The 23,106-nt window shown below is 66.5% G+C and carries 23 protein-coding genes; 7 read left to right on the top strand and 16 right to left on the bottom strand.

Going from position 1 to position 23,106, the window contains the following annotated elements; all coding sequences use genetic code 11:
• Window positions 1-5: 5 nt before the first annotated feature.
• Window positions 6-1,712 carry a urocanate hydratase gene (hutU, locus tag ACQ4MS_RS05095; RefSeq protein ID WP_431098160.1) on the bottom strand — a complete coding sequence of 569 codons (1,707 nt, stop codon included), beginning with the start codon at window positions 1,710-1,712 and terminating at the stop codon, window positions 6-8.
• A gap of 198 nt (window positions 1,713-1,910) precedes the next feature.
• Here hutU and hutC point away from each other — a divergent pair, with 198 nt between their 5' ends.
• The 7 genes from hutC (at window position 1,911) to ACQ4MS_RS05060 (ending at window position 7,951) form a co-directional block, all read left to right on the top strand.
• A complete protein-coding gene (hutC, locus tag ACQ4MS_RS05090; RefSeq protein ID WP_431098158.1) occupies window positions 1,911-2,621 on the top strand; it encodes a histidine utilization repressor in 711 nt (236 codons plus the stop codon).
• A gap of 58 nt (window positions 2,622-2,679) precedes the next feature.
• Window positions 2,680-3,258, top strand: a complete 579-nt coding sequence (locus tag ACQ4MS_RS05085) for a HutD/Ves family protein (RefSeq protein ID WP_431098155.1) — start codon at window positions 2,680-2,682, stop codon at window positions 3,256-3,258.
• On the top strand, window positions 3,255-4,469 hold the full coding sequence (hutI, locus tag ACQ4MS_RS05080; protein WP_431098153.1) for an imidazolonepropionase: 1,215 nt from the start codon (window positions 3,255-3,257) through the stop codon (window positions 4,467-4,469). The genes ACQ4MS_RS05085 and hutI overlap by 4 nt, the downstream gene beginning before the upstream one ends.
• A gap of 8 nt (window positions 4,470-4,477) precedes the next feature.
• Entirely contained in the window at window positions 4,478-5,281 is an 804-nt protein-coding gene (gene hutG / locus ACQ4MS_RS05075) for an N-formylglutamate deformylase (protein WP_431098152.1), read from the top strand.
• Between the two features lie 9 nt (window positions 5,282-5,290).
• Entirely contained in the window at window positions 5,291-6,685 is a 1,395-nt protein-coding gene (locus ACQ4MS_RS05070; protein ID WP_431098151.1) for a formimidoylglutamate deiminase, read from the top strand.
• A 241-nt stretch (window positions 6,686-6,926) separates the two neighbouring features.
• Complete coding sequence (locus ACQ4MS_RS05065; RefSeq protein WP_431098148.1) at window positions 6,927-7,634, top strand: class I SAM-dependent methyltransferase; 708 nt, start codon at window positions 6,927-6,929, stop codon at window positions 7,632-7,634.
• On the top strand, window positions 7,631-7,951 hold the full coding sequence (locus tag ACQ4MS_RS05060) for a hypothetical protein (protein WP_431098146.1): 321 nt from the start codon (window positions 7,631-7,633) through the stop codon (window positions 7,949-7,951). Before ACQ4MS_RS05065 ends, ACQ4MS_RS05060 begins: the two co-directional genes overlap by 4 nt.
• A gap of 29 nt (window positions 7,952-7,980) precedes the next feature.
• Here the strand turns inward: ACQ4MS_RS05060 and ACQ4MS_RS05055 are convergent, their stop codons facing one another.
• The 15 genes from ACQ4MS_RS05055 to ACQ4MS_RS04985 all read right to left on the bottom strand — a co-directional run bounded on the left by ACQ4MS_RS05055 (window position 7,981) and on the right by ACQ4MS_RS04985 (window position 23,103).
• Window positions 7,981-8,679 (bottom strand): 4'-phosphopantetheinyl transferase family protein, encoded by a 699-nt coding sequence (locus tag ACQ4MS_RS05055; RefSeq protein WP_431098144.1) that lies wholly within the window; start codon window positions 8,677-8,679, stop codon window positions 7,981-7,983.
• Between the two features lie 30 nt (window positions 8,680-8,709).
• A complete protein-coding gene (locus tag ACQ4MS_RS05050) occupies window positions 8,710-9,126 on the bottom strand; it encodes a hypothetical protein (protein WP_431098143.1) in 417 nt (138 codons plus the stop codon).
• 149 nt (window positions 9,127-9,275) lie between these two features.
• Window positions 9,276-10,505 (bottom strand): beta-ketoacyl-ACP synthase, encoded by a 1,230-nt coding sequence (locus ACQ4MS_RS05045; RefSeq protein WP_431098141.1) that lies wholly within the window; start codon window positions 10,503-10,505, stop codon window positions 9,276-9,278.
• The gene (gene fabG, locus ACQ4MS_RS05040; RefSeq protein WP_431098139.1) at window positions 10,502-11,230 is read right to left on the bottom strand and encodes a 3-oxoacyl-ACP reductase FabG; all 729 of its coding nucleotides are present in this window, start codon (window positions 11,228-11,230) and stop codon (window positions 10,502-10,504) included. Before fabG ends, ACQ4MS_RS05045 begins: the two co-directional genes overlap by 4 nt.
• On the bottom strand, window positions 11,227-11,700 hold the full coding sequence (locus tag ACQ4MS_RS05035; protein WP_431098138.1) for a hypothetical protein: 474 nt from the start codon (window positions 11,698-11,700) through the stop codon (window positions 11,227-11,229). The genes fabG and ACQ4MS_RS05035 overlap by 4 nt, the downstream gene beginning before the upstream one ends.
• Window positions 11,701-12,885: a beta-ketoacyl-ACP synthase gene (locus ACQ4MS_RS05030; protein WP_431098137.1), complete on the bottom strand. Its 1,185-nt coding sequence runs from the start codon at window positions 12,883-12,885 to the stop codon at window positions 11,701-11,703.
• The gene (locus ACQ4MS_RS05025) at window positions 12,882-13,436 is read right to left on the bottom strand and encodes a DUF3261 domain-containing protein (RefSeq protein WP_431098135.1); all 555 of its coding nucleotides are present in this window, start codon (window positions 13,434-13,436) and stop codon (window positions 12,882-12,884) included. Before ACQ4MS_RS05025 ends, ACQ4MS_RS05030 begins: the two co-directional genes overlap by 4 nt.
• Window positions 13,424-14,665, bottom strand: coding sequence for an NAD(P)/FAD-dependent oxidoreductase (locus ACQ4MS_RS05020; RefSeq protein WP_431098134.1), 1,242 nt, complete (start codon window positions 14,663-14,665; stop codon window positions 13,424-13,426). Before ACQ4MS_RS05020 ends, ACQ4MS_RS05025 begins: the two co-directional genes overlap by 13 nt.
• The gene (locus ACQ4MS_RS05015) at window positions 14,662-16,989 is read right to left on the bottom strand and encodes an MMPL family transporter (RefSeq protein WP_431098131.1); all 2,328 of its coding nucleotides are present in this window, start codon (window positions 16,987-16,989) and stop codon (window positions 14,662-14,664) included. The genes ACQ4MS_RS05020 and ACQ4MS_RS05015 overlap by 4 nt, the downstream gene beginning before the upstream one ends.
• Window positions 16,986-17,615: a LolA family protein gene (locus ACQ4MS_RS05010; protein ID WP_431098130.1), complete on the bottom strand. Its 630-nt coding sequence runs from the start codon at window positions 17,613-17,615 to the stop codon at window positions 16,986-16,988. Before ACQ4MS_RS05010 ends, ACQ4MS_RS05015 begins: the two co-directional genes overlap by 4 nt.
• On the bottom strand, window positions 17,612-18,064 hold the full coding sequence (locus ACQ4MS_RS05005; protein ID WP_431098129.1) for an acyl-CoA thioesterase: 453 nt from the start codon (window positions 18,062-18,064) through the stop codon (window positions 17,612-17,614). Before ACQ4MS_RS05005 ends, ACQ4MS_RS05010 begins: the two co-directional genes overlap by 4 nt.
• Window positions 18,057-19,607, bottom strand: coding sequence for an HAL/PAL/TAL family ammonia-lyase (locus ACQ4MS_RS05000; protein ID WP_431098128.1), 1,551 nt, complete (start codon window positions 19,605-19,607; stop codon window positions 18,057-18,059). Before ACQ4MS_RS05000 ends, ACQ4MS_RS05005 begins: the two co-directional genes overlap by 8 nt.
• The gene (locus ACQ4MS_RS04995) at window positions 19,591-20,601 is read right to left on the bottom strand and encodes an acyltransferase (protein WP_431098127.1); all 1,011 of its coding nucleotides are present in this window, start codon (window positions 20,599-20,601) and stop codon (window positions 19,591-19,593) included. Before ACQ4MS_RS04995 ends, ACQ4MS_RS05000 begins: the two co-directional genes overlap by 17 nt.
• Window positions 20,601-21,341, bottom strand: a complete 741-nt coding sequence (locus ACQ4MS_RS04990) for a glycosyltransferase family 2 protein (RefSeq protein WP_431098126.1) — start codon at window positions 21,339-21,341, stop codon at window positions 20,601-20,603. The genes ACQ4MS_RS04995 and ACQ4MS_RS04990 overlap by 1 nt, the downstream gene beginning before the upstream one ends.
• Window positions 21,334-23,103 carry an AMP-binding protein gene (locus ACQ4MS_RS04985; protein ID WP_431098124.1) on the bottom strand — a complete coding sequence of 590 codons (1,770 nt, stop codon included), beginning with the start codon at window positions 23,101-23,103 and terminating at the stop codon, window positions 21,334-21,336. Before ACQ4MS_RS04985 ends, ACQ4MS_RS04990 begins: the two co-directional genes overlap by 8 nt.
• Window positions 23,104-23,106 lie beyond the last annotated feature (3 nt).

The following is a 23,106-nucleotide window of genomic DNA, read 5'->3' as shown; positions in this document are numbered from 1 at the left end:
CGGTTTCAGCTTCCTATCATGGGCAGGTTCAGCCCGTTGTCTTTGGCGCTTTGTTTCGCGATGTCATAGCCCGCGTCGGCATGGCGCATCACGCCGGTGGCCGGGTCGTTGAAGAGCACGCGCGCGAGTTTTTCCGACGCGTCGGCTGTACCGTCACAGACGATGACCACGCCCGAATGCTGCGAGTAACCCATGCCCACGCCGCCGCCATGATGCAGGCTGACCCAGGTTGCGCCGCTGGCGGTGTTGAGCAGGGCATTCAGCAGCGGCCAGTCGCTCACGGCATCGCTGCCGTCTTTCATGGCTTCGGTTTCGCGGTTCGGAGAGGCGACGGAGCCGCTGTCCAGGTGGTCGCGGCCAATCACGATGGGGCCTTTGAGTTCGCCGTTCTTGACCATCTCGTTAAAAGCCAGGCCTGCCAGGTGGCGCTCGCCCAGGCCTATCCAGCAGATGCGCGCCGGCAGGCCCTGGAAGGCGATGCGCTCTTCGGCCATGTCCAGCCAGCGGTGCAGGTGTTTGTTGTCGGGGAAGAGTTCTTTCATCTTCGTGTCGGTCTTCCGGATGTCTTCCGGGTCGCCCGAAAGCGCTACCCATCGGAAGGGGCCGACACCGCGGCAGAAAAGCGGGCGGATGTAGGCCGGCACGAAACCGGGGTAGTCAAAGGCGTTGTCCAGGCCGAAGTCCTTGGCGACCTGGCGCAGGTTATTGCCGTAGTCCACCGTGGGGATGCCCATTTCATGGAAGGCCAGCATGGCCTTGACGTGGACCACGCAGGATTCGCCTGCGGCTTTTGTCAGCGCGGCGTGCTGCCCAGGGTCTTTTTGCGCGGCGCGCCATTGCGCGACCGTCCAGCCCGCCGGAAGGTAGCCGTTGATGATGTCGTGGGCCGAGGTCTGGTCAGTCACGATGTCGGGGCGTATGCCGCCGGCTTTGGCGCGTTTGACCAGCTCGGGAACGATCTCTGCCGCATTGCCGCACAAGGCGATAGAGACAGCCTCCTTGCGCGAGGTGTGGTGTTTGATCATTTTCAGCGCTTCGTCAAGATCTTTGGCTTGCTTGTCGACGTAACGCGTGCGCAACCGGAAGTCGATGCTGGACTGCTGGCATTCGATGTTGAGCGAGCAGGCGCCGGCAAACGTGGCGGCCAGCGGCTGCGCGCCGCCCATACCGCCCAGGCCGGCGGTTAGCACCCAGCGGCCTGACAGGTCGCCGTTGTAATGCTGGCGGCCCGCTTCAACAAACGTCTCATACGTGCCCTGCACGATGCCCTGTGTGCCGATGTAGATCCAGCTGCCGGCCGTCATCTGGCCGTACATCATCAGGCCCGCGCGGTCCAGTTCGTTGAAGTGTTCCCAGGTCGCCCACTTGGGCACCAGGTTGGAGTTGGCAATGAGCACGCGCGGCGCGCCCGTGTGGGTGCGGAACACGCCCACCGGCTTGCCCGACTGCACCAGCAGGGTTTCGTCGGCCTTGAGTTTTCGCAGGGAGTCGAGGATGGCGTCAAAAGCCGGCCAGTTGCGGGCAGCCTTGCCGATGCCGCCGTACACCACCAGCTCGTCCGGGTTTTCGGCGACTTCCGGGTCCAGGTTGTTCTGGATCATGCGGTAGGCAGCTTCGATCTGCCAGTTGGCGCAGCTCAGCGTGCTGCCGCGGGGCGCCCGCACCGGTCGGGCTTTGCTGTCGAGGAAAGGGGTTTGGGAAGGGTCGGACATGGGCTGCTCCGGAAATAAAAACAAAAAAATTTTCGGGCGTTTTCAAAAAAGAAATGTGCGGCGACTGGTATAAATCGTAGTTGTCTATACAACTTGTGTCAACTGGAGTAATCTACGGTTTGTGCACGCAAGGGCTGCGGAGGATCGCCCGTAGCCTTTTGCGGTGACAATGATTTTTTCTTACACACCCGCTGAAACATGGTCACCACACCACTGCCTGCCTATGGCCAAGTCAAGGCATTCATCAAGAAGCGCATCAGCGCCGGTACCTGGAAACCGGGCGACCCGGTGCCCAGCGAAGCCGTGCTGATGGAACAGTTCGGCGTGAGCCGCATGACGGTGAACCGCGCGCTGCGCGAGCTGATGGGCGAGGGCCTGGTCACCCGCATCCAGGGCTCCGGCACCTTTGTGGCGGAGCTGCACCGCATTTCGTCCACGCTTACCATCCGTGACATTCACGAGGAAGTCATAGAGCGTGGCCATGTGCACACTTCGCGCGTGCTGCTGGCCGAATCCGAAAAAGCCAGCGCCAACCTGGCACGCACCCTGGGCCTGCGGTCGGGTGGCCGGGTGTTCCATACCGTCTTGATCCATCTGGAGAACGGCGTGCCCATCCAGTATGAAGACCGCTACGTCAACCCGGCGGCGGCGCCACGTTACCTGGAAACCGATTTCAGCGAAACCACCCCCACGCACCACCTGCTGGCTGAAGCACCCTTGACCGAGGCCAGCTATTCAATTGAAGCCTGCCTGCCGTCGGCGCTCGAGGCCAGGCACCTGGAGATCAGGCTGGGCGAGCCCTGCCTGGCCATGATGCGGCGCACCGTAAGCGGTAGCAACATCGCCAGCGTGGCGCGCCTGGTGTACCCGGGCTCACGCTACAGCTTTGCAGGGAAGTTCCAGGCATGAGGCCGCTGGGTCGCCCCAAGGGTTCATACCGCAGCGCGGCAGCCCGGAGGTTTTTTGCATGAACTCTGGCAACAGCTCCGGTTGGAACATCGTGCGGCTGGACGACATCCCTGCGACGCCCTGGCGCAATGGCGGCGGCGTCACGCGCGAATTGGCCATGTGGCCCGATGCGGGTGACTGGGCCTGGCGCATGTCGGTGGCTGACGTCGACAAGAGTGGGCCCTTTTCGAAGTTTGAAGGCATTGATCGCTGGTTCGCGGTGCTGGAAGGCGCGGGCGTGCAACTGGATGTGGCGGGTGTACCGCACCGCGTCACTTCAGCTGAGGCACCGCTCTTTTTTGATGGCGCCGCTGAAACCGGCTGCGAGCTGGTCGACGGCAAGACGCGCGATTTCAACCTGATGGTTAGGCGCGGGAGCGGGGCCTCGCGCATGGTTCGTGTGGAAGGGCGTTTTTCAGAAACTCTGGATGCTATGAAAACAATAGCAATATATGCCTATAAATCAAGGGCTACAGTGCTATTTGATGAAGAAGTTTTGCGGTTGGAGCCAGCCACGCTGGCCTGGCGCACGGTAACGGGCAGTGCCGCGGTGCGTGTCGCCGCGCAGGGCGCCCTCTGGATGGAGATTTCCGCATGAGCCTGCAACAATGGACAAACTGCCGGGCCGCCACCCTGCAAGCCAGCGCTGCGCAGCCTTATGGATTGATTGAAGACGCCGCGCTGGTGGTGGAGGGTGAATCCATTGCCTGGGTCGGCAAGCGTGCCGACATGCCTGCGGACCTTATCGCCCGCTGCACAACGCAACACGACGCCGGCGGTGCATTGATCACCCCTGGGTTGATTGATTGCCACACACACCTTGTTTACGGCGGTGACCGTGCCCACGAATTCGAGTTGCGCTTGAACGGCGCAACCTATGAAGAGATTGCCCGTGCCGGCGGCGGTATCGCCTCTACCGTCAAGGCCACCCGCTCTGCCAGCGCTCAGCAACTGCAAGAGGACGGTGCAATGAGGTTGAAGCACCTGGTCGCGGAAGGCGTGACCACGCTCGAGATCAAGTCTGGCTACGGCCTGGCGCTGGAGCATGAACGCAAGACGCTGTCGGTCGCGCGGGCGCTGGGGCGGGTCCATCCCGTGGACATACGCACCACCTTCTTGGGCGCGCACGCTGTGCCGTCCGAGTTCGCGGGCCGCACGGATGCCTACGTCGACGCCGTTCTGGAAATGCTGCCGCTGCTGCATGCCGAGGGCCTGGTCGATGCGGTCGATGCTTTTTGCGAACGCATCGCCTTCAGCACCGCGCAGACCGAACGCGTCTTTGCCGCAGCCAAATCGCTGGGAATTCCGGTCAAGCTGCATGCAGAGCAACTCAGCGACAGCGGCGGCGCCCAGCTCGCGGCGCGTTATGGCGCGCTCAGCTGCGACCATCTTGAATGGTTGTCAGCCGACGGTGCGCAAGCCATGGCGGCGGCCAGCACCGTGGCGGTGCTGCTGCCAGGTGCGTTTTATTTTCTGCGCGAAACCAGATTGCCGCCCGTGGCCTTGCTCCGCGAGCACGGCGTGCCAATGGCAGTTTCTACCGACTGCAATCCAGGCAGTTCCCCTTGCACCTCCTTGCTGCTGATGCTCAACATGGCGTGCACGCTATTCCGCCTGACACCTGAAGAAGCACTGGCCGGTGTCACGCGTCACGCGGCCGTGGCTCTGGGACTTCGTGATCGAGGTGTGCTGGCCGCCGGCATGCGGGCGGATTTTGTGCTGTGGGATGTCGAGCGGCCGGCGGAGTTGAGCTACGCCATCGGCGCGAACCCACGCCTGCAAACTGTTTTCAAGGGGCACCCCCAATGAGCAAATCCATGAGCGACGTTTTTACATTGCACGAAGGTACGGCTCCTCTGCTGGTCAGCATGCCGCATATCGGCACCGAGATCCCGTCTGAGCTGAAGGGCGGCTACATGGCCGAAGCGCTCAAGGTCGAAGACACTGACTGGCACTTGCACCAGCTCTACAACTTTCTGCCCCTGCTGGGCGCCAGCGTGCTGCGGCCGCGCTACTCGCGCTATGTGATAGACCTGAACCGCCCGCCCGACGATGCGCCCATGTACCCGGGCGCGTCCAACACCGAGCTGTGCCCCACGCGTTTTTTCAGCGGAGAACCGCTGTACCAGGCCGGACGTGAGCCCGCTGCCGATGAGCGCGCGCGGCGGCGCGAAGCCTACTGGCAGCCCTACCATTCGGCCTTGTTTGCCGAACTGGCGCGGCTGAAAGCGCAGCACGGCTTTGTCCTGCTGTGGGACGCGCACAGCATACGTTCGCAAATCCCCTGGCTGTTCGAGGGCAAGCTGCCCGACCTCAACATCGGCACGGCCAGTGGCGCCAGCGCGCATGCTTCCATCACCGCCGCGGTGGCGCAGGCCTGCGATAGCGCGCCCCACATCAGCACAGCCATCAACGGCCGCTTCAAGGGCGGCTACATCACACGCTGCTACGGCCAGCCCGCTCAGGACGTGCATGCCGTGCAGCTGGAGATGTGCCAGAGCCTTTACATGCAGGAAGTGCCGCCTTACGCCTATGACGAGACGCTGGCCTCGCAGGTGCAGCCCCTGCTGAGAAATATGGTGGCCGGCGCGCTGCATGCTGCCAACCATCTGTACGCCTGAGGCACCATGATGAGCAGCGGCATCAAGACATTTTTCGCACCCGAGGCCTGGGTGCAGGGCGCATGGGCCAAAGACGTCCTGCTGACGGTGGCAGCCAACGGTAGCTGGCACAGCGTGTTGCCTGGCGCCACGGCGCAGCAACAGCAAGGCGCAACACGTTTGCCCGGCCCGGTGCTGCCCGGCCTGGTCAACGCGCACAGCCATGCCTTCCAGCGTGCCATGGCCGGCCTGACCGAACGCCGCAGCGCCGGCGCCCATGCCTCGGACGATTTCTGGAGCTGGCGCGACCGCATGTACAGCGCGGCCAACCGCATCACCCCGGAGCAGCTCGAGGCCATTGCGACCCAGCTCTATGCCGAACTGCTGGCGGGGGGATACACCCAGGTCTGCGATTTCCATTACCTGCACAACGATGTGAGCGGCGCCGCCTATGCCGATCCGGCCGAGATGTCGCTGGCCCTGGTGCGCGCGGCGCGGCGAACCGGCATAGGCCTCACGCTGCTGCCCACGCTCTATATGCGCTCTGGCTTCAAGGCCGCGGGCCTGCGCGAGGACCAGCGCCGCTTTTCCTCGACGCCCGAGCATGTGATGCGTGTGGCCGAGCAGATCCAGCGCGAGGCCAAAGGCGATGCGCGCGTCAACGTCGGCGTGGCCGTGCACTCGCTGCGCGCCGCCGGGCCGGCAGCCCTGCACGAACTCAGCACCGCCGCCAAAGAGGCCGGCCTGCCGGTGCACATCCACATCGCCGAACAGATGCAGGAGGTCGAGGACTGCCTGGAACACACCGGCCAGCGCCCCATCGAATGGCTGCTGAACAATGCCGGCATCGACGCCCGCTGGAATCTGGTGCATGCCACCCATGCCACGCCGGCCGAGTTGCTGGGCGTGCAGGGCACGGGCGCGGCCATTGTGATCTGCCCCGCGACCGAGGCCAACCTCGGCGACGGCGTGTTCGACCTGCCGGCCTACGCCGCCGCGGGCGGCCGCTGGTCGATCGGTTCTGACAGCCACGTCACCCGCAGCTGGCCCGAAGAGCTGCGCCTGCTCGAATATTCACAGCGACTCGCGCTGCGCCAGCGCAACATCGCCGCGCGCGTCCTCGGGAATGAGAGCAGCGCGGCCGGTCTGTTCGAGGCCGCGCTGGCCGGCGGATTCCCCGCGACGGGCCGCATGCAAGCCGGCCTGGCGCCCGGCCACCGCGCCGATTTTGTGACGCTGGACCTGGAATCCCCCGCGTTGCTGGGCGTGCCGGCCGGCCATCTGCTGGATGCGCTGGTGTTTTCCAGCCCGGGGGCGGCGTTTGGCGAAGTGTTTGTGGCGGGCGAGCGCGTCGCCGCGCCTTCGCCGGAGCGCGCACAGGTTTTTGCCCGTGCCATGCACGAACTGTGGGACGGAGTGCGCTAGCGGGCAGCGCAGCGATCCAGGAGGCGTATCCCAGTTCCTTTCCCATCTTTTTTCTGGGGCACGGTATTTTTGGGGGCCGACAGCGCCTCGAGCCCGTCCGGATAGGCCTGCATGCCCGACAATCAGGGCTTCGCGCGGCACTGCGATGCAGGCGCCAGGCCCGGGCCTGACCCATAGACTATGCCTGCCAGGCAGCCTGCTGACCTGGCCCGAAAAGAGAATCGATACAAGGGGGAGTTGAATGACCATGAACGCCACGTCGGCCGTCGACGCATTTGTTGAGGAGACCGGCTTCGGCAACTGGTTCCTGCGCACCATGACCTGGAAGGTCCATGTGCTGAATCGAGCCCTGAACGACCTGCAGACGCTGCTGCCGCCCGGCGCGCGCTATGACCGGGTGCTCGACGTCGGCTGCGGTTTCGGCCATTCCTTCGCCGAGCTGTCAAAGCGTTTCTCCCCGCAGCTGATCGTCGGCATGGACATGGACCCGGACCTGCAGCGGCGCGCGGGCGCCGAGGCCCGGGCCTGCGCCAGCCCGGTGGAACTGCATGCCGGCAATGCTTCGCGCATGCCGTGGCCAGACAACCATTTCGACATGGTCTTTTGCCACCAGACCTTCCACCACATCGTGGCCCAGGAAGAGGCCATGGCCGAGTTCTTCAGGGTGCTCAAGCCTGGGGGCGTGCTGCTATTCGCCGAGTCGACACGCAAGTACATCCATTCGCTGCCCATACGCGTGCTGTTCCGCCACCCCATGGACGTGCAGCGCACCGCGCCCGAGTACATCGCCATGGTCAGGCGCGCCGGCTTTGAGCTGCCGGACGCCCGCGTCTCGCTGCCTTACCTGTGGTGGAGCCGGCCCGACCTGGGCTTTCTGGAATGGATAGGCAGGCCGCTGCCGGCCGATCGCGAGGAAACCCTGGTCAATGCCGTGGCGGTGAAACCTTGAGCGGCGCTGTCGCCGCGCCCGCCGCCCGTGCCGCCCGCGGGGGTGTGCCTGCCGTAGTGAACGGCTTTATCTTGGGCCATATCCGCACCATCGAAATGATCGGCGTGCTGATGCGCATCTTCAGCTTCGGCCTGGTCAGCTGGATGGGACCCGCCAGTCCCTTTCTGTTTGTCTGGGCCTTCAACACCGTTGACGCAGTGATGTTGTCATGGTGTTCACTGCTCAAGCGTGATGCGGCTTATTCGTTGCTGAACCTGTTCTGGATTCTGGTGGGTGTTGTCGGGATGCTCAGGGCTGGCGGGTTGATAGGGAGCTAAACAAATAGTGGCAGGGATAGAAGTGAATTTCAACCGGCAAATTTCCAGTTGGTCCACTGCACTTGCCCCAAGGCGCCACCCGCCGATTGCAACATGCCAGGCGTGGCAGGGTAAACCGCCACGGTGAAGGCCGCGCCTTGTCCCACCATGGCCGTGCCGCCATCAGCCTCGCAAGGCGTGAACCGGGCCGTCCGCATGGAAGGCCGTGGCACCGGCGCGGGATTCGCTGAGGTCACCTGCTTGAACCAAGCCTCCTTGAGCGTCCACTGCGCATAAAACCAGGCTTGCTGTTCCCCCGGATCGGCGGGCATGTCCTGCAAGACCTGGGGTTCATGCATCCATTCATTCAGCGCCGGGAAATCGCGCGTGCGGTCACTGCATTCCACATCGACGCCGACGGGCTGCTGCGAGACGGCGCAGGCCAGCCAGTCCCCGCTGTGGCTTAGCGAGAAATACCAGGAGCCGGACACCGGCGCGGCCAGCAGCTGCGGCGCGCCATAATCGGGTGCCGAGAGGGCATAGTCCTGCCAGCGGCCGCCGGCCCGGACAGCCAGGCATTGACGGGCCAGCCAGCGCCCCGCGATGAACTGGGCACGGCGGCGCGCGGCGGTCATGGCGGACAGGCTGGCCTGCTCAGCCTGGCTCAACCAGTCAAAGCTTACGCCGGACAGGCCTGAATAGACGGCTTCAACGCTTTCGAGCGTGAGGCGGGTAAGGGGACCGGGCATGTTGGCGCTCATCGCTTGCCCGGTGGCCGCTCAGATCTTGACCAGCTCGCCGCGGATAGATTCCTTAAGGTCCGCCACCCACTTGTTGTAGAACGGGTGGATGACGGGCTCGCCGTTACGCTGGCCGTAATCCATATCGATACTGTCTTGATAGATCAGGGAATATTTCTCGGGCGTGTAGGCAATCTGCACAATGACGGTATGCTTGCCGCGCACCTTCAGCGTTGCCTGGAGCTTGCCGTCAGCTTGCTGAGCGACCGTCCAGTTCTTGGCGGTGGCGCCGGCCTGAATGGCTTGCTTGACGCGCGCCGCGCTGGGTACGGCGCCGCTGCTAGTAACGACGGGGATGTCGGGATAGTTGACGATGGGCATGGGCCAGCGCGCGCTGGCGGGGCCGGCGACAAAAGCCATGGCAAGAATCAGGCCGGCAAAAAATTTTGATTTCATGGTGTGTTCCCTCTCTCTTTGGTTGACGACTATGCTGGCTTATCCGGCCGGCTGCTTTCATTCAGGCGCGAGGACGCTCCTCCGGACCTTCGTGATGGCGGATGGCCGGGCCCAATGGCAGGTCCGACCGGTGAAATCTCGGTGCGCATTCAATCGGGCCAGCGCCGAAGGATCAGCGAGGTGTTGATCCCGCCGAAGGCGAAGTTGTTGCTCATGACGATGTCGGTCTGCAGGCTGCGCCCGCCTTCGCGCACATAGTCGAGCTCGCCGCAGCGCGGATCCACATTGCGCAGGTTGATGGTGGGCGCGAACCAGCCGTCGCGCATCATCTCCACGCTCATCCAGGCTTCCAGCGCGCCGCAGGCGCCCAAGGTGTGCCCCATATAACTTTTAAGCGTGCTGATGGGGGTGCGGCCGCCGAAAACCTCGTGCGTGCCCTGGCTTTCGGCGACATCGCCGTGCTCGGTGGCAGTGCCGTGGGCATTGATGTAGCCGATGGCCTCGGGCGGCAAACCGGCGCAAGCCAGTGCCAGGCGCATGGCTTGCGCCATGGTGCGCGGATTCGGCTGGGTCACGTGCGTGCCGTCGCTGTTGGTGCCGAAGCCGATGATCTCGGCCAGGATTTTTGCGCCGCGTGCCTGCGCATGTTCCAGTTCTTCGAGCACCAGGGTACAGGCACCTTCGCCCAGCACCAGGCCGTCGCGCTCGGCGTCGAAGGGGCGCGGGCTCAAGTGCGGCGTGTCGTTGCTGGTGCTGGTGGCGAACAGGGTGTCGAACACGGCGGCGTCGGTGGCGTCGAGCTCTTCGGCGCCGCCGGCCAGCATGGCGACCTGCCGGCCGCTCTGGATGGCCTCAAAGCCGTAACCCAGGCCCTGGCTGCCGGCCGTGCAGGCGCTGGATGTGGGGATAATGCGCCCGGTGACACCCAGGAACACGCCCATGTTGACCGCGGCCGAGTGCGACATCATGCGGATGTAGGTGTTGGCGTTGATCCCTTCGGTGGTCTTGCGCGAAATCATGTTGCCGAAGTCACCCATGGCGGCGGGCGAGCCTATGGAGGAGCCGTAGGAGATGCCCATCTTGCCGCTGGTGACCAGCGGGTCGCCGGCCAGGCCCGCGTCGGCCAAGGCTGTTTCGGCGGACAGGGTGGCCATGATGGCGACGCGGCCCATGCTGCGCGTGACCTTGCGGTTGTAGCGTGCGGGCAACTCGAAGGGTGCGGCGCGGGTACCCAGCCGCGTGTTCAGGCCTTCGTACTCGTCCCATTCGTGGATGTACTGGACCACGTTGCGCTCTTCGCGCAGGCGGGCGCGCACGGTGGGCCAGTCGTGGCCCAGTGGGCTGATGGCGCCCACGCCGGTGATGACGACGCGCTTCATCCGATCATCCCTCCGTTGACGGAAATCACCTGGCGTGTGATGTAGGCGGCGTCCGCCGAAAGCAGGAAGGACACGGCGGCCGCCACTTCTTCGGGGCGGCCCATGCGGCGGGCGGGAATCATGTGGAGGGCTTCCTCAAGCACGTGGGGTTCAATCATGTCGGTATCTATCAGGCCGGGGGCCACGCAGTTCACGGTAATTTCGCGCTTGGCCAGTTCCACCGCCAGCGCCTTGGTGGCGCCTATGATGCCGGCCTTGGCTGCACTGTAGTTGGTTTGGCCGCGGTTGCCCATCAGGCCGGACACCGAGGACAGCGTCACGATGCGCCCGGCCGCGCGCCTGCGCACCATGGGCATGACGACGGGGTTGAGCACGTTGTAGAAAGCGTCGAGGTTGGTGTGGATGACGGCGTCCCAGTCCTCGCCGCTCATGGCGGGAAAGGCGTTGTCGCGCGCGATGCCGGCGTTGCAGACCACACCGTAGTAGGCGCCGTTGGCCTCAACGTCGGCCAGCAGCATGTTGCTGGCCTGGGCGCGGTCCGTCACGTCAAAGCACAGCACGCGCGCTTCGCGGCCCATTTCCAGGATGGCGTTGGCTACCTCTTCGGCCTGCTCGCGTTGCTGGCGGCAATGCACGGCTACGTCATAGCCGTCCTTGGCCAGGCGCAGCGCCACGGCCCGCCCTATGCCCCTGCTTGATCCCGTGACCAGTACGCAGCGGTTCATGATGTTTCTCCCTTTTTGCTATCCATAAACGCCCCGCCTTCGGGGGGCTCAAACACCGACAGGTTGGCCGAAGCCGCGAGCTCGCCGCCCACCAGTATCCGGCAGGCGAACATGCCCAGGCCGTTATCGGCCATCAGTTCGCAATTGGCCTCGATGCGCAGGCATTCGCCCGCCTTGAAGGACTGGCGATGCACATCATAGCGACGGGTTCCCACCAGGAAGCCCAGCGCGACGGCGCGGCCCTCGCGGCGCGCCCGCTGCCCCGCCCAGGCCGCGATGGTCTGGGCCATGTATTCGATGCCTATCCAGGCGGCCAGTCGCCCGTCGCGCAGGAACAGGCTGTCCTCGGTGATATCGGCCTCGGCCACCACGCGCTCGGTGTCAACGCTGAGGATGCGATCCAGCCAGCTCATGGTGCCTCGGTGCGGAACCAGGTCCGCCACCACAAGGGATGTGTCTATCGCGCTCATTCAGTTACTCCCCAGAAGGACGCTGGCATTGCTCCCGCCGAAAGCGAAGGAGTTGCTCAGAACGTGGCGCGGTGCGCGGCCCAGGCTTTCGCCGGGCGCCACCAGGCGCAGCGGCGCCAGCGCGGGGTCGGTCTCGCCGTCCCACCAGTGCGGCGGCAGCCGGCCTTGCGGGTTGTCGACCAGCGTCAGCCAACTGAAGGCTGCTTCGACGGCCCCGGCGGCGGCCAGGGTATGGCCGGTCAGTGGTTTGGTGGAGCTGACCGGTACGCCGGTGCCCAGCACCTCGGCCACGGCGAGGCTTTCCATGATGTCGTTGTGCGGTGTTGCGGTGCCGTGAAGGTTGAGGTAGTCCACCGCACCGGGCGCCACGCCGGCGCGCTGCAAGGCTGCCTGCATGGCGCGCATTGCGCCGCGGCCGGTCGGGTCGGGCGCCGACATGTGGTGGGCGTCCGAGCTTTCGCCCCAGCCCGCCAGGCGCACCGGCGCTTCCTCGCGCGTCATCAGGAACAGTGCCGCGCCTTCGCCCAGGTTGATGCCGCGCCGGTTCAGCGACATCGGGTTGCAGCGCGTGGCCGACACTGATTCCAGCGCCGAAAAGCCGGCCACCGTGAAAGCGCCCAGCGCGTCGCAGCCGCCGGCCACCACGGCGTCGGCCATGCCGGCGTTGAGCAGCCGCGCGCCGCTGGCCAGCGCCTTGGCACCCGAAGAGCAGGCGGTCGAGATGACGTGCGCGATGCCGGTGAGGCCCAGTTCGGCGGCCAGGAAGTCGGCGAGGTTGCCGAGTTCCTGCTGGGCGTAGCTGAATCCCGCAGGCCAGCTGCCGCTGCGCTCGTGCAGCGCGCGCGCGGCCTCACCCTCGGCCAGGCCCGAGGTGCTGGTGCCGACCACGACGGCGACACGCGAGGGGCCGACGCGGTTGATGGCGGCCTCTACGGCCGGGCGAATTCCCTCAAGGGCCAGCAAGGCGATGGCATTGTTGCGCACGCGGAATTGCGGCGCGGCATGGTCCAGGCTGGGCAGGGCCGACGGGACTTCGCCCAGCGGCAGGCTGCGCCCCGGCGAATAACGCTCGGTCTGCACCAGCCCGCCGGGTCCGGCCGCATTCCACAGCGCTTCGCGCACCTGGGGCAGGCCGTTGCCCAGTGCGCAGATCAGGCCGGGTGGGTGGAGGTAAATGGTGCTCATGGCGATGAAAAGGCGGGCGATGCGCCGCGGGTATGAATCTGCACGGTATAACCTTCGGCGTGCTGGACCAGCTCGACGTGTTCGGCCGCCAGTTTGCGCACCGACACGCGCACACGGCCATCATGGCTCAACTCGCGCGTTTGCGCCGATTCGGCCAGTTGCCAGCCCGGCGCCAGGCCCGCGCGCACGGCCGCGGCCGGCCACCAGACCAGTTGCAGGTCGCTCAGCACGCGCTCGGCGCTGACCACCTTGGGCCAGCCCGGCGCCAGGCTTTGCTCCAGCTGCCGTCCGTCCCATTCAAGGCGCGCCACGGTCTGGCCCAATTGCAGGAAAGCCATGCGCACCGACAGGGCGTCGACTTCGAGTGCCACGTCGAGCGAACGAACTTGGCCCGCGGCCTGGATGTCGAGCTGCTGTACCACCGCGAGTTCGCGGCCCAGCGATGCCGGGGCCAGGCGCAGCAGCGGCGTGGTGACCGGTGGCTGCGTTGCACAGCCCGCCAGCACCAGCACGCCGGTGAGCACGGCGGCAAGGTACTTCAGGCCGAACACAATTCCTCCAGCACGGCGAGCCGCCGTTTGGACTCGGCGACGTAAGGGTTGCCGGTGTCCCAGGCATAACCGGCCAGGATGGACGAGATCATGCGGCGTATCTCGGGGCTGGCGTTTTCGTGAAAGATGACTTTCTGGAAGCCGCCGGCATACCAGGATTCGACGAACACCCGGAAGGTATCGACACCGGCCTTGAGGGGGCGCGCATAGTCGCTTTCCCAATCGATGCTTTCGCCCGCCGCCTGGCGCTTCAGGCAGGCGGCCGCGAGGCTAGCGGACTTGAAGGCGATGGTCACGCCGCTGGAAAACACCGGGTCCAGGAATTCACCGGCGTTGCCGAGCAGGGCGTAGTTCTTGCCCCACAGCGACTTGACGTTGGCCGAGTAGCCCGTGATGCTGCGCGCCGGGGTGTCCCACACCGCATTCGCATACAGGGCGCGCAGGCCGGGCGCTTCGCTCACCAGCGCTTGCAGGCGCTCGGTGTCGCTGCCTGTGTACTGCGCGAGGAACTCGGTGCGCGCGACCACGCCCTGCGAGCAGCGGCCGTCGGAAAACGGGATGGTCCAGTACCAGACGTCGCAATGTTCGGGGTGCACGGTGACCAGGATTTTTTGCCGGTCAAAACCCGCACCGGCCGGAACGTTGTCCTGCACGTGCGTGAAGATGGCGCCGCGCGTGGGAAAGCCCGAGGGGTATTCCAGGCCCAGCAGCCGCGGCAGCACGCGGCCGAAGCCGCTGGCGTCCAGCAGGAAGTTGGCGGTCACGCCGTAGCTGCGGCCGTCGGCGCCCCTCACCTGCACGCTGGGCCGCTCGCCGGCCACGTCCACCGCCAGCACCTCGTGGCGGTAGCGGACTTCGGCACCCATGCGGGCCGCCTCGTTGGCCAGCACCTCGTCGAAGCGGGCGCGCTGCACCTGGTAGGTGGTGCCCCAGCCTTGCGAAAATTTATCGCGGAAGTCGAATTCGGTATGCTGCTCGCCGCGGGCAAAAGCCGCGCCGTTCTTGTACTGGAAGCCGGCCTCGACGACGGCCCGCAGCATGCCGGCGGCCTCGATGTATTCCATGCTTTGCGGCAGCAGGCTCTCGCCGATCGAAAAGCGCGGGAACTGCTCGCGCTCAAGGATCAATACCTGGCGCCCCTGCTGGCGCAGCAAGCCCGCGGCCACGGCGCCCGCCGGGCCGGCCCCGATGATCAGGATGTCCGTGTGTTCTTGTTGTTCTTGTGTCATGCCTGCCTTGGGTGGGGTTGATGTAAACGAAAGAGGGGCGCGAGCAGGCACACCAGTGCCAGCCCTGTCAGCAGCGTCAGCCCGAAAGCATGCAGGGCCGGTGTCGCGGACAGGGCCAGCAGGCCGAAGGACAGGCCGGTGCTGAGCGCACCCAGCAGCACGGCCAGCCAGGCGTGGCCCTGGTCCTCGCCCTGGTGCTCGAGCAGGAAAATCCCGTAGTCGACGCCCATGCCCAGCAAGAGCATCAGCGCCAGCAAATTGAAGAGCTGGAAAGGTTCGCCCAGCCAGCCCAGCGCGGCCAGGCAACCCAGCGACGCCAGCGCGGTCGGCAGCCAGGCGCGCCAGGCCGATCGCCCGTAGCGCAGGGCCATGGCCGACCATACCACCACATGCCCTACCAGCAACAGCCAGCCCATGGTGACGCGAAAGCGCCCTAGCAATCCCGACATGTCGCCGGCGCGGTCTACCCAGTGCACGCCTTCGATTTGTTCGCCGAGCGCGTGCAGCGCCTCGGCCTGGGCCCGGTTGGCCAGGCCGCGTATCAGCACGGCACTGGCATAGCCGCCATCGATGGGCCCCAGCCATTGGGCCCGCGTCGCAGCCGAGGCGGGGCTGGCCAGCCAGGCTTGCAGTTCCAGCGGCGCCGGGTTGAAGGCCGGACGTTGCAGGTCTTCGCCCAGCGCCTGGCTGACTTTGCCGAGCACCGCCTGTTCGGTTTGTGACGTCAGCCGGCGGTTGTCCGCCTGCCGCGCGGTGGACGGCACCCAGTCGGAGACGGCGCTCAGCGCGGGCGTGTCGGCCTTGGCCGAATCGCTTTGCAGTTTGTCCTTGAGCGCTTCTTCGCGCTGCAGCACGGCCTCGGGCGTGGCGCCGCGCACCACGAAAAACTGCGCCGGGCTTGGTATCTGCAGCAGGCGGCTGACTTCTACCTGGTCCTTGACCAGCTCCGGCGGCGAGGACTGCAGCTGGCGCAGGTCATCGTTGGCCTGCAGGCGCGAAACGCCCCAGGCGCACAGCATGGTGAAGATCACCAGCAAGACCCACAGCCGGCGTCCCTTGAGCGCGGGCCAGCGCGCGAGGTTGGCGGCCACTGTGCCGGCCATGCGGCTGCCGCGCAGCGTGCCGGGATCCAGCGCGGGAAACCAGCAGACGGCGGTCAGGAAGGCAGCGACCAGTCCCACGGACGAGAACACCGCCATCTGCCGCAGGCCGGGGAAAGGCACGACGGCCAGCATCAGGTAGCCGAGGACGCTGGTCAGCAGCGCCAACGCCAGCCCGGGCAGCAGGTGTTTCATCAGCGGCCAGCGCTCGGTTTTGGGTGAAGCCAGCCGCGAGGTGAAGTAGTGAATGCCGAAGTCCTCGGCCACGCCGACAAGACTGGCGCCGAACACCAGCGTCAGCAAATGCACCTGGCCGAACACCCACACCGTGACCGACAGGGCCGCAGCGCAGCCCACCAGCAGCGATACCGCGATCAGCGCCACCGGCCGAAGCGCGCGGAAGGCCCACCACACGAGTGCGATGACGGCGGCCAGCGAACCCCAGCCTATGGTGTTCATCTCACGGCTGCCCTGGGCCGCACCGGCTTCGGCATGCAGGGGCACGCCGGCGCGCAGCAGCGTCACCGGCCCGGCTTCGGCCGCGGCCCGGCCGGCCGCATCCAGCGCATCGCCCCAGCGGCGCTCGCCGTCGAGGCGAAAGGCCGAGCCCTCGGTTTCATACAGCAGCACCGCCCAGTCGCGCCGGCCGTCCGGGTCGGCCACCCACAGCAGGCCGTCGCGCGGCCGGGCCGCCGTCAGGCCCGCGCGCTGCGACCACCAGGCGGTCCACAGGCCCAGCGGGTCGGCCAGCCAGGCCGTGGGCTGGCCGGTGTTCAGGCTGTGCAGCCGCTCCAGCGCCTGTGCGGCCAGGGTTGAGGTGTCCGCGCTCCGCAGCTCCGCGCGTTGGCCGTCGGTGAGCAGCGCATCGCGCCAGGGCCGGTAAAAATCCAGCGACTGCGCGGCCACGCCGCCATCGCCCGCGCGGCGCAGGCCCGCCTGCGCGGCTGCCAGGGACGCATCAAAGCGCGCGGCCGCATCCTGGGCGCCGCGCCAGTCGGGCGCGCCCAGCATGACCACCACACGGCGCTCGCCTTGTTCCCCAAGCTGGCGCATGGCGCGCTGCGCGACCGGGGCTTTTTCGTCCTGAGGTAACAGCGCGAAAACGTCGGTGTCCAGCAGAGGCGCCTGCCAGAACTGCCACTGGTGCCAGCCTATGGCCGCCACCACCAGCAGCCAGGCGAGGGCCAGCCACTGCGGTGTGCCCAGGCGGGCCGATAGCTTCATGGGCCGAAACGCCCGGCTTCGGCCGGGCTCAGGCTGGACGCTGCGTGGTTAAAAAAGCGGATACGGCTGGCGTCGCCCGAAGCCTCGTGCAGGTTCACGCTGTCGACGTGGCGGCTGCCTTCAAGTTCTATGCGCATGATGAAGCCGGCCAGGCCGGCGTCGCGCGGCTTGAGCGCCAGGCGCCAATCCTGCGCGCCCTGCAGCGCACCTTCGGCCTGGAAGCGTTCGGCCAGGGCCTTGACATCGCCGGCCAGCAGCGCCATCAGCATTTCATTGACGGCCTTGAGGCCCGGCTCCTGGCGCGTGTCGATCTGGCGGCTCGCGCCGCTTTCGCCCAGCGTCAGCAGGCGTTCACGCGTGACGACCACGGTGGACGCGAAAGGCTGGGCCGTGACCCACTGCACGCCCTTGCCTGCCGCCATCACAAAGCTGCCCTTTGACACCAACGGGCGCTTGAAGCCTTTGATGGTCTTGGTCTGCTCGAATTCGCCGCGCAGCACGGCGGGGCTTTCCAGGCGCCGGCCGATCTCGGCCAACAGCTCGGGCGCGGTTTGCGCGTACGCGGTGCCGTCAACGGCCGCCAGGCCGGCCGGCAGCAGCGTGAGGAAAGCGCGGCGCCGCATCATGCGCCCGGTCCCTTCACGCCCAGGCGTTCCCATAACACCGGCGGGCAGACCCAGCACATTTCACCGGTGCGGATGTCGAGCGCGACCTGGATGGTGCTGGCCTTGTTGAGCCGCGCATTGGTTTCGGCGCACAGGATCAGGTATTCGATCTTGAGCCGGTTTTCCCATTCGACGATGCGCGTGCGTATGCGTATGCGCTGGCCGTAGCGCACCGAACCGACGTATTTGACGCGCAGGTCGACGATGGGCCAGGCGTAGCCGGACTCGTGCATCTGCGGGTAGTCGTAATTGAACCTGGCCATGAGCGCATTGCGTGCCAGCTCCAGGTACTTGACGTAGTTGCCGTGCCAGACGATGTTCATCGGGTCCAGGTCATGGAAGGCCGGGCTCAGTTCGATTTCGTGGCTGAGGTCGGGAGCGCTTGAGATGGGTGTGGATGGTTCAGCCATGGTAGGGGCTCCATTGCCCCGCGCGCATGCCGGCGAGCAGGCGCTGCAGGTCGGCGTCCAGCGCGCGGTCTTCCTGCACCAGCGCGATCTCATTCGACAACCGTTCGAGGAAGCCGGCCAGCGGGGCGGGCAGCGGCAGCTTGCTCAAAGGCAGGCGCAGCGCCAGAGCTTGCCGTGCGGCGATCAGCATTGCGGCGACCACCTGCTCGGTCAACTCCAGCACGCGCAGCGCGTCGCGCGCGGCGATGGTGCCCATGCTGACCTTGTCCTGGTTGTGGCACTCGGTCGAGCGCGAGAACACCGAGGCCGGCATCGTCTGCTTGAGCGCCTCGGCGGTCCAGGCCGAGACGCTGATCTGCAGCGCCTTCAGGCCGTGGTTGATGGCTGCGCGCGGTCCGGTGGCCGCCGACAGGTTGGCCGGCAGGCCATGATTGAAACGCGTGTCCACCAGTTGCGCGAGCTGGCGGTCCAGCAGGTCGGCGACGTTGGCGACCACGTTCTTGAGCGTATCCATGGCGAGCGCGATATGGCCGCCGTAGAAGTGCCCGCCGTGCAGCACGCGCTCCTCGTCGGGCTCTATGAGCGGGTTGTCGTTGGCGCTGTTGAGCTCGTTTTCGATCAGCTGGCGCAGCCACGGCATCGCGTCTTCGAGCACGCCGATGACGTGCGGCGCGCAGCGCAGCGAATAGCGGTCCTGCAGCCGGCTCTCGTTGCGGGCCGGCCGGTCGGATAGCAAATCCTCGCGCAAGCGGCGCGCGACCAATTGCGGTCCCGCATGCGGCTTCAGTGAAAAAAGCGTTTCATCGAAGTGGTGGGCGTTGCCGTCGCTGGCCCAGACGTTGCAGGCGGTCAGCCGGGTCGCCAGGCGCGCCACCCCGTCGGCGCGTTCCCAGGCCAGACAGGCCAGGCCGGTCATGACCGAAGTGCCGTTCATCAGCGCCAGTGCCTCTTTAGGCCGCAGGCGCAGGGGCTGCCGGCCGATGCGGGCAAGCGCTTCGGCGGCAGGCTGGCGCCGGCCTTCAAACAGCACCTCGCGCTCGCCGCACAGCACCGCAGCCACATAGGAAAGCGGCGTCAGGTCGCCGCTGGCGCCCACTGAGCCCTCGGCCGGTATCAGCGGCAGCAGGTCGTGCACCAGCAACTGCTCGAGCTGCACCAGCAGTTCCCAGCTCACGCCCGACACGCCTTGGCACAGCGAGGCCAGGCGCGCGGCCAGCACGGCGCGGGTTTCTTCGGGCGTCAGCCAGCGGCCTGCGCCTATGCCGTGGAAGGTGTAGAGGTGATGTGGCAGTTCGGCGACCAGCTCGGGCGGGATGCTGACGGTGCAGGAATCGCCGTAGCCAGTGGTCACGCCGTAGACCACGCCGTCCTCGCGCAGCAGCCGGTCCAGGAAAGCCGCGCCGCGCACGATGCGCTCGCGAAAGGCCGGCGCCTGGCCCAGCGCCGCGGGACGGGCACGCGTCGACAGCGCGACGACCTCGTCCACGCCCAAGCGGCGGCCATCAAAAATCACGGGGTCCAGATGTTCAGCGGTCAGGGTCATGGTCGTTGTCGTGTTTAGCGTGTGCGGTGCGCGAGGGTTCAAGCCCCTGCGCCCAGAAAGGAAAAAAATTGAACCAGGCCAGCGGCGCGCGCGCCAGCAGCGTTTCGAGCCAGCCGGAAAATTGCTGCGCATGGGCGGCCAGCGCCTCGCGCCGGGCGTTGCGGGGCAGTGCTACCTGTTCGGCCAGGCAATGCACACGCAGCACGTAGCCGCTGCCTTGCACGCCGCTTTCGCGCACGCAGGCCATGGCATACAGCGGGCACTTGAGCAGGGCGGCCAGCACATAAGGGCCCACCGGCCATTGCGCCTCGTGGCCCATGAAGCGGGCCGGCACAGACATGCTCTGGCGCACTGGCACGCGGTCGCCGGCGATGGCGACGAACTCGCCCTGCGCCACCTTGTCGGCCAGCAGCATGGCGGTAGCCGGGTTGACCTCGGTGACCTGGATGAAACGCACTTCGCTATCCGGGTGCAGTTGCTGCAGGATCCGGTTGAAGCGTTCCGCGTGCCGCGTGTGAACCAGCACGTTGAGCCGCACGCCGCGGTGCCGTTCGGCGCTGATGCGGCACAGCTCCATGCAGCCGATGTGGCCGGTGACGATCACCGCGCCCCTGCCTTGGCTGGTCAGGACCAGCAGGCCCTGCTCGCCTTCCGTGCGAAGGTTGGTTTGTCCGATGCTGCCGCTCACGGCCAATAGCTTGTCGAGGATGGCGTCGGCAAAGGCCAGGAAATGCCGCAGGGTGTCGCGCCACGCAGGCGCATGGCCCAGGCTGCCGGTGGCTGCCTCGAGTTTTTGCAGGTAGTCCAGCGAAGCGCGCCGCGCATTGCCGCGCGTCGCCCAGTAATACACCACCACCGGATACAGGCAAACGCGAAAAGGCAGGCGCCCCAGCACGCGGTAGACCCAGAACAGCAAGCGTACGCCGGCGACAAAGGTATGTTCGCCCAGGCTGGCCCAGTGCGGCGCGGCGGTCGGCGCGACGAAGGGTTGCATCACGATGTGACCTTGCGCCACAGCAGCAGCGGCAGGCGCAACAGCATGCCGGCCAGCATGCGCGCGTGCATGCCGGAGATCAGCACGTTGTCCCGTACCAGCTGGAAGTGCGATACGCCGTCGGCCGGGTAGCGCACCCGCGTCGGCAGGTTGACGATGCGCACGCCGCGCCAGTGCAGGCGCACCAGCAGCTCGGAATCGAAGTCCATGCGCCGGCCCAGGCGGGCCTGGTCGAACAGCTTCACGACGGGTTCCAGCGGATAGACGCGAAAGCCGCACATCGAATCGGCGATGTCCAGCGACAGAGTGTTGATCCAGACCCAGACGTGGGTCGCGTAACGACCATAAAGCCTGGCCTTGGGAACGGACTCGTCATAAATGGGGACGCCGCAGACCACGGCATCGGGGTGGCTTGCCGAGGCTGCGAGGAAGTGGGGAATGTCGGCCGCTTCATGCTGGCCGTCGGCATCGATCTGCAGCGCATGGGTATAGCCCAGCGACAAAGCATGCCGCAAACCGGCCATCATCGCGCCCCCCTTGCCCTGGTTGTGGTCCAGCCTCAGCAGTACCATGCCGGCGCCATGCAGCGCGGCGAGTTCGTCCAGCACGTTGGCGCAGGCCGCGTCGCTGCCGTCGTCGACCACCACCACTTCAAGGCCATGGGTGCGCACCGCGGCCACCATGGTCCCTATCGTCTGCGGATGGTTGTAGCAGGGAATTACGGCCACTGCCTTATGCATCGACGGCTCCCGGCTCATAGGACCAGACCGCGCGGCCGCTGGCGTGCTCGTTCGGGGCGGCGCCGGCGGCGTCCGCGCCCTCAAACGAATACAGGCGAAAGCCCAGGCTGCACAGGCTCGCGTCGGCCAGCCGTGGCTTGAACTGCAGGGCCATGTACAGGGCCGTGCCGGGCTGCACTGGGCGCACGAATTTGAGGGCCTCCAGGCGCACGAAGTGTTGCGGAAGGGAAAAACATTCGCGCCCCAGCGACAGGGCCCAGTCCAGTTGTGCGACGCCCGGCAGAATCGGCGACACCTCGAAATGGCCGTCGAACACCGTGAGGCCCGCATGAATGTCCAGCGTGACCAACGCATCGGTGTCGCCGCGCTCCAGCCATTGCACGGCCGGCATTTCAGGGCGCGCCGCGGGTGCCTGGGCTGCGAAGAGCGCCGCCAGCAAAGCTTCCGTCGACTTGCCCTGGGCATTGACCGGCAGGGCTTCCACAAAACGCCAGCGCTTCGGGATGGCCAGGGCCTCCACGCCGCTGGACAAAGCTTCGCGCAGCGATTCGAGCAGGCCGCGCCGTCCCTGGCTATCCAGATCGCGACCCGCCGGCGTAAGCACTGCCACCACGCCCACGCGGGCGCCCACGGCGGTGTCGACCACCAGGGCTTTGGCCTCTTGCACCCAGGGTGTCTTCAGCAGCAGTTGCTCGACCGCGCTGAGCGAGACGCGTTTTTCCTCGATCTTGGCAATGCGGTCAACGCGGCCCAGCAGGCGGAAGCTGCCGGCCCCGGCCGGTGCGGCGCGGTCGCTGGTGGTCCACCATGCGGTGTCGGGCAGGCGTGGCGACTGCACGGCCAGGCAATCGCCGTCCAGGCGCCATTGCACGTCGGCAAAGGGCTGCCAGGGCTGGTCCGCGGCGGTGCTCTGGCGCCAGGCGATGCCGCCGGTTTCCGAGCTGCCGAAGACCTCGATGGGCGCGCGGCCAAGGATCACGGCCGCGGACTGGGAGACCTCAAAGGGCAGGGGCCCGCCCGAAGAAAAGACGGCGCGCAGCTGTTGCCGGGCCTGCTGCCAATCCGGCGGCTCGGCCAGGCGTTTGAGGTGGGCCGGGGTGGACACCAGGATGGATGCCTGGGCGCCCAGGCAGGCGGCCAGGTCTTCGGGATAGAGCAGCCGGCGCAGGCCGAAGGGCCGGCCGGCCGCCAGTGGCCACAGCACCAGGAACAGCAGGCCATAGATGTGCTGGTGCGACACCGTCGCCCACACCGTGGGTGCGCCATCGTCCAGCCACTGACCGAAAGCCTCTTCCAGCGCGCCCACTTCGGACGCGAGCTGGTCCAGGCGTTTGTCAATCGCCTCGGGACGGCCTTGCGATCCGGAGGTGTAGAGCCGTAGCCGCGTCTGTGCCGGATCCAGCGGCTGACGTTGTGTTGTTTGGGCGCCGGCGCCGGGTTGCAACGCATCGGGCAGGTCGCCGGCCAGCAGATAGCCGGCTTCCACCATGGCAAGCAGGGTGTCGGGCCGGTCATCGCCGGGCAGCACCGCAGTTTTGCCTGCGTGCCAGACGGCCAGTAAAGCCGCCGCGAACTCAAAGGGGTCGTTGAAATATATGGCGCAGTGGGACTCCGGCCTCGCGGAGAAGACGCTTTGCCAGGCGTCTGTCCGTTGCAGCAGGTCGGCATGGGAGAGATGCCCACCGTCGGTGCGCAGTGCCACCCGGCGGCCCGTCTCAGGCGAGCGGCAGGCGAGATCGTTCAGTGACCACCAGTCGGCCATCGC

Source organism: Polaromonas aquatica, assembly GCF_050626995.1.
Classification (GTDB): Bacteria; Pseudomonadota; Gammaproteobacteria; order Burkholderiales; family Burkholderiaceae_C; genus Polaromonas; species Polaromonas aquatica_A.
This window is presented reverse-complemented; position numbering and strand designations above follow the sequence as displayed.

What these genes read in the sequence shown, in the direction of transcription:
- hutU (WP_431098160.1), bottom strand. Translation starts at nt 1,712, where the DNA reads ATGTCCGACCCTTCCCAAACCCCTTTCCTCGACAGCAAAGCCCGACCG.
- hutC (WP_431098158.1), top strand. Translation starts at nt 1,911, where the DNA reads ATGGTCACCACACCACTGCCTGCCTATGGCCAAGTCAAGGCATTCATC.
- ACQ4MS_RS05085 (WP_431098155.1), top strand. Translation starts at nt 2,680, where the DNA reads ATGAACTCTGGCAACAGCTCCGGTTGGAACATCGTGCGGCTGGACGAC.
- hutI (WP_431098153.1), top strand. Translation starts at nt 3,255, where the DNA reads ATGAGCCTGCAACAATGGACAAACTGCCGGGCCGCCACCCTGCAAGCC.
- hutG (WP_431098152.1), top strand. Translation starts at nt 4,478, where the DNA reads ATGAGCGACGTTTTTACATTGCACGAAGGTACGGCTCCTCTGCTGGTC.
- ACQ4MS_RS05070 (WP_431098151.1), top strand. Translation starts at nt 5,291, where the DNA reads ATGAGCAGCGGCATCAAGACATTTTTCGCACCCGAGGCCTGGGTGCAG.
- ACQ4MS_RS05065 (WP_431098148.1), top strand. Translation starts at nt 6,927, where the DNA reads ATGACCATGAACGCCACGTCGGCCGTCGACGCATTTGTTGAGGAGACC.
- ACQ4MS_RS05055 (WP_431098144.1), bottom strand. Translation starts at nt 8,679, where the DNA reads ATGCCCGGTCCCCTTACCCGCCTCACGCTCGAAAGCGTTGAAGCCGTC.
- ACQ4MS_RS05050 (WP_431098143.1), bottom strand. Translation starts at nt 9,126, where the DNA reads ATGAAATCAAAATTTTTTGCCGGCCTGATTCTTGCCATGGCTTTTGTC.
- ACQ4MS_RS05045 (WP_431098141.1), bottom strand. Translation starts at nt 10,505, where the DNA reads ATGAAGCGCGTCGTCATCACCGGCGTGGGCGCCATCAGCCCACTGGGC.
- fabG (WP_431098139.1), bottom strand. Translation starts at nt 11,230, where the DNA reads ATGAACCGCTGCGTACTGGTCACGGGATCAAGCAGGGGCATAGGGCGG.
- ACQ4MS_RS05035 (WP_431098138.1), bottom strand. Translation starts at nt 11,700, where the DNA reads ATGAGCGCGATAGACACATCCCTTGTGGTGGCGGACCTGGTTCCGCAC.
- ACQ4MS_RS05030 (WP_431098137.1), bottom strand. Translation starts at nt 12,885, where the DNA reads ATGAGCACCATTTACCTCCACCCACCCGGCCTGATCTGCGCACTGGGC.
- ACQ4MS_RS05020 (WP_431098134.1), bottom strand. Translation starts at nt 14,665, where the DNA reads ATGACACAAGAACAACAAGAACACACGGACATCCTGATCATCGGGGCC.
- ACQ4MS_RS05015 (WP_431098131.1), bottom strand. Translation starts at nt 16,989, where the DNA reads ATGAAGCTATCGGCCCGCCTGGGCACACCGCAGTGGCTGGCCCTCGCC.
- ACQ4MS_RS05010 (WP_431098130.1), bottom strand. Translation starts at nt 17,615, where the DNA reads ATGATGCGGCGCCGCGCTTTCCTCACGCTGCTGCCGGCCGGCCTGGCG.
- ACQ4MS_RS05005 (WP_431098129.1), bottom strand. Translation starts at nt 18,064, where the DNA reads ATGGCTGAACCATCCACACCCATCTCAAGCGCTCCCGACCTCAGCCAC.
- ACQ4MS_RS05000 (WP_431098128.1), bottom strand. Translation starts at nt 19,607, where the DNA reads ATGACCCTGACCGCTGAACATCTGGACCCCGTGATTTTTGATGGCCGC.
- ACQ4MS_RS04995 (WP_431098127.1), bottom strand. Translation starts at nt 20,601, where the DNA reads ATGCAACCCTTCGTCGCGCCGACCGCCGCGCCGCACTGGGCCAGCCTG.
- ACQ4MS_RS04990 (WP_431098126.1), bottom strand. Translation starts at nt 21,341, where the DNA reads ATGCATAAGGCAGTGGCCGTAATTCCCTGCTACAACCATCCGCAGACG.
- ACQ4MS_RS04985 (WP_431098124.1), bottom strand. Translation starts at nt 23,103, where the DNA reads ATGGCCGACTGGTGGTCACTGAACGATCTCGCCTGCCGCTCGCCTGAG.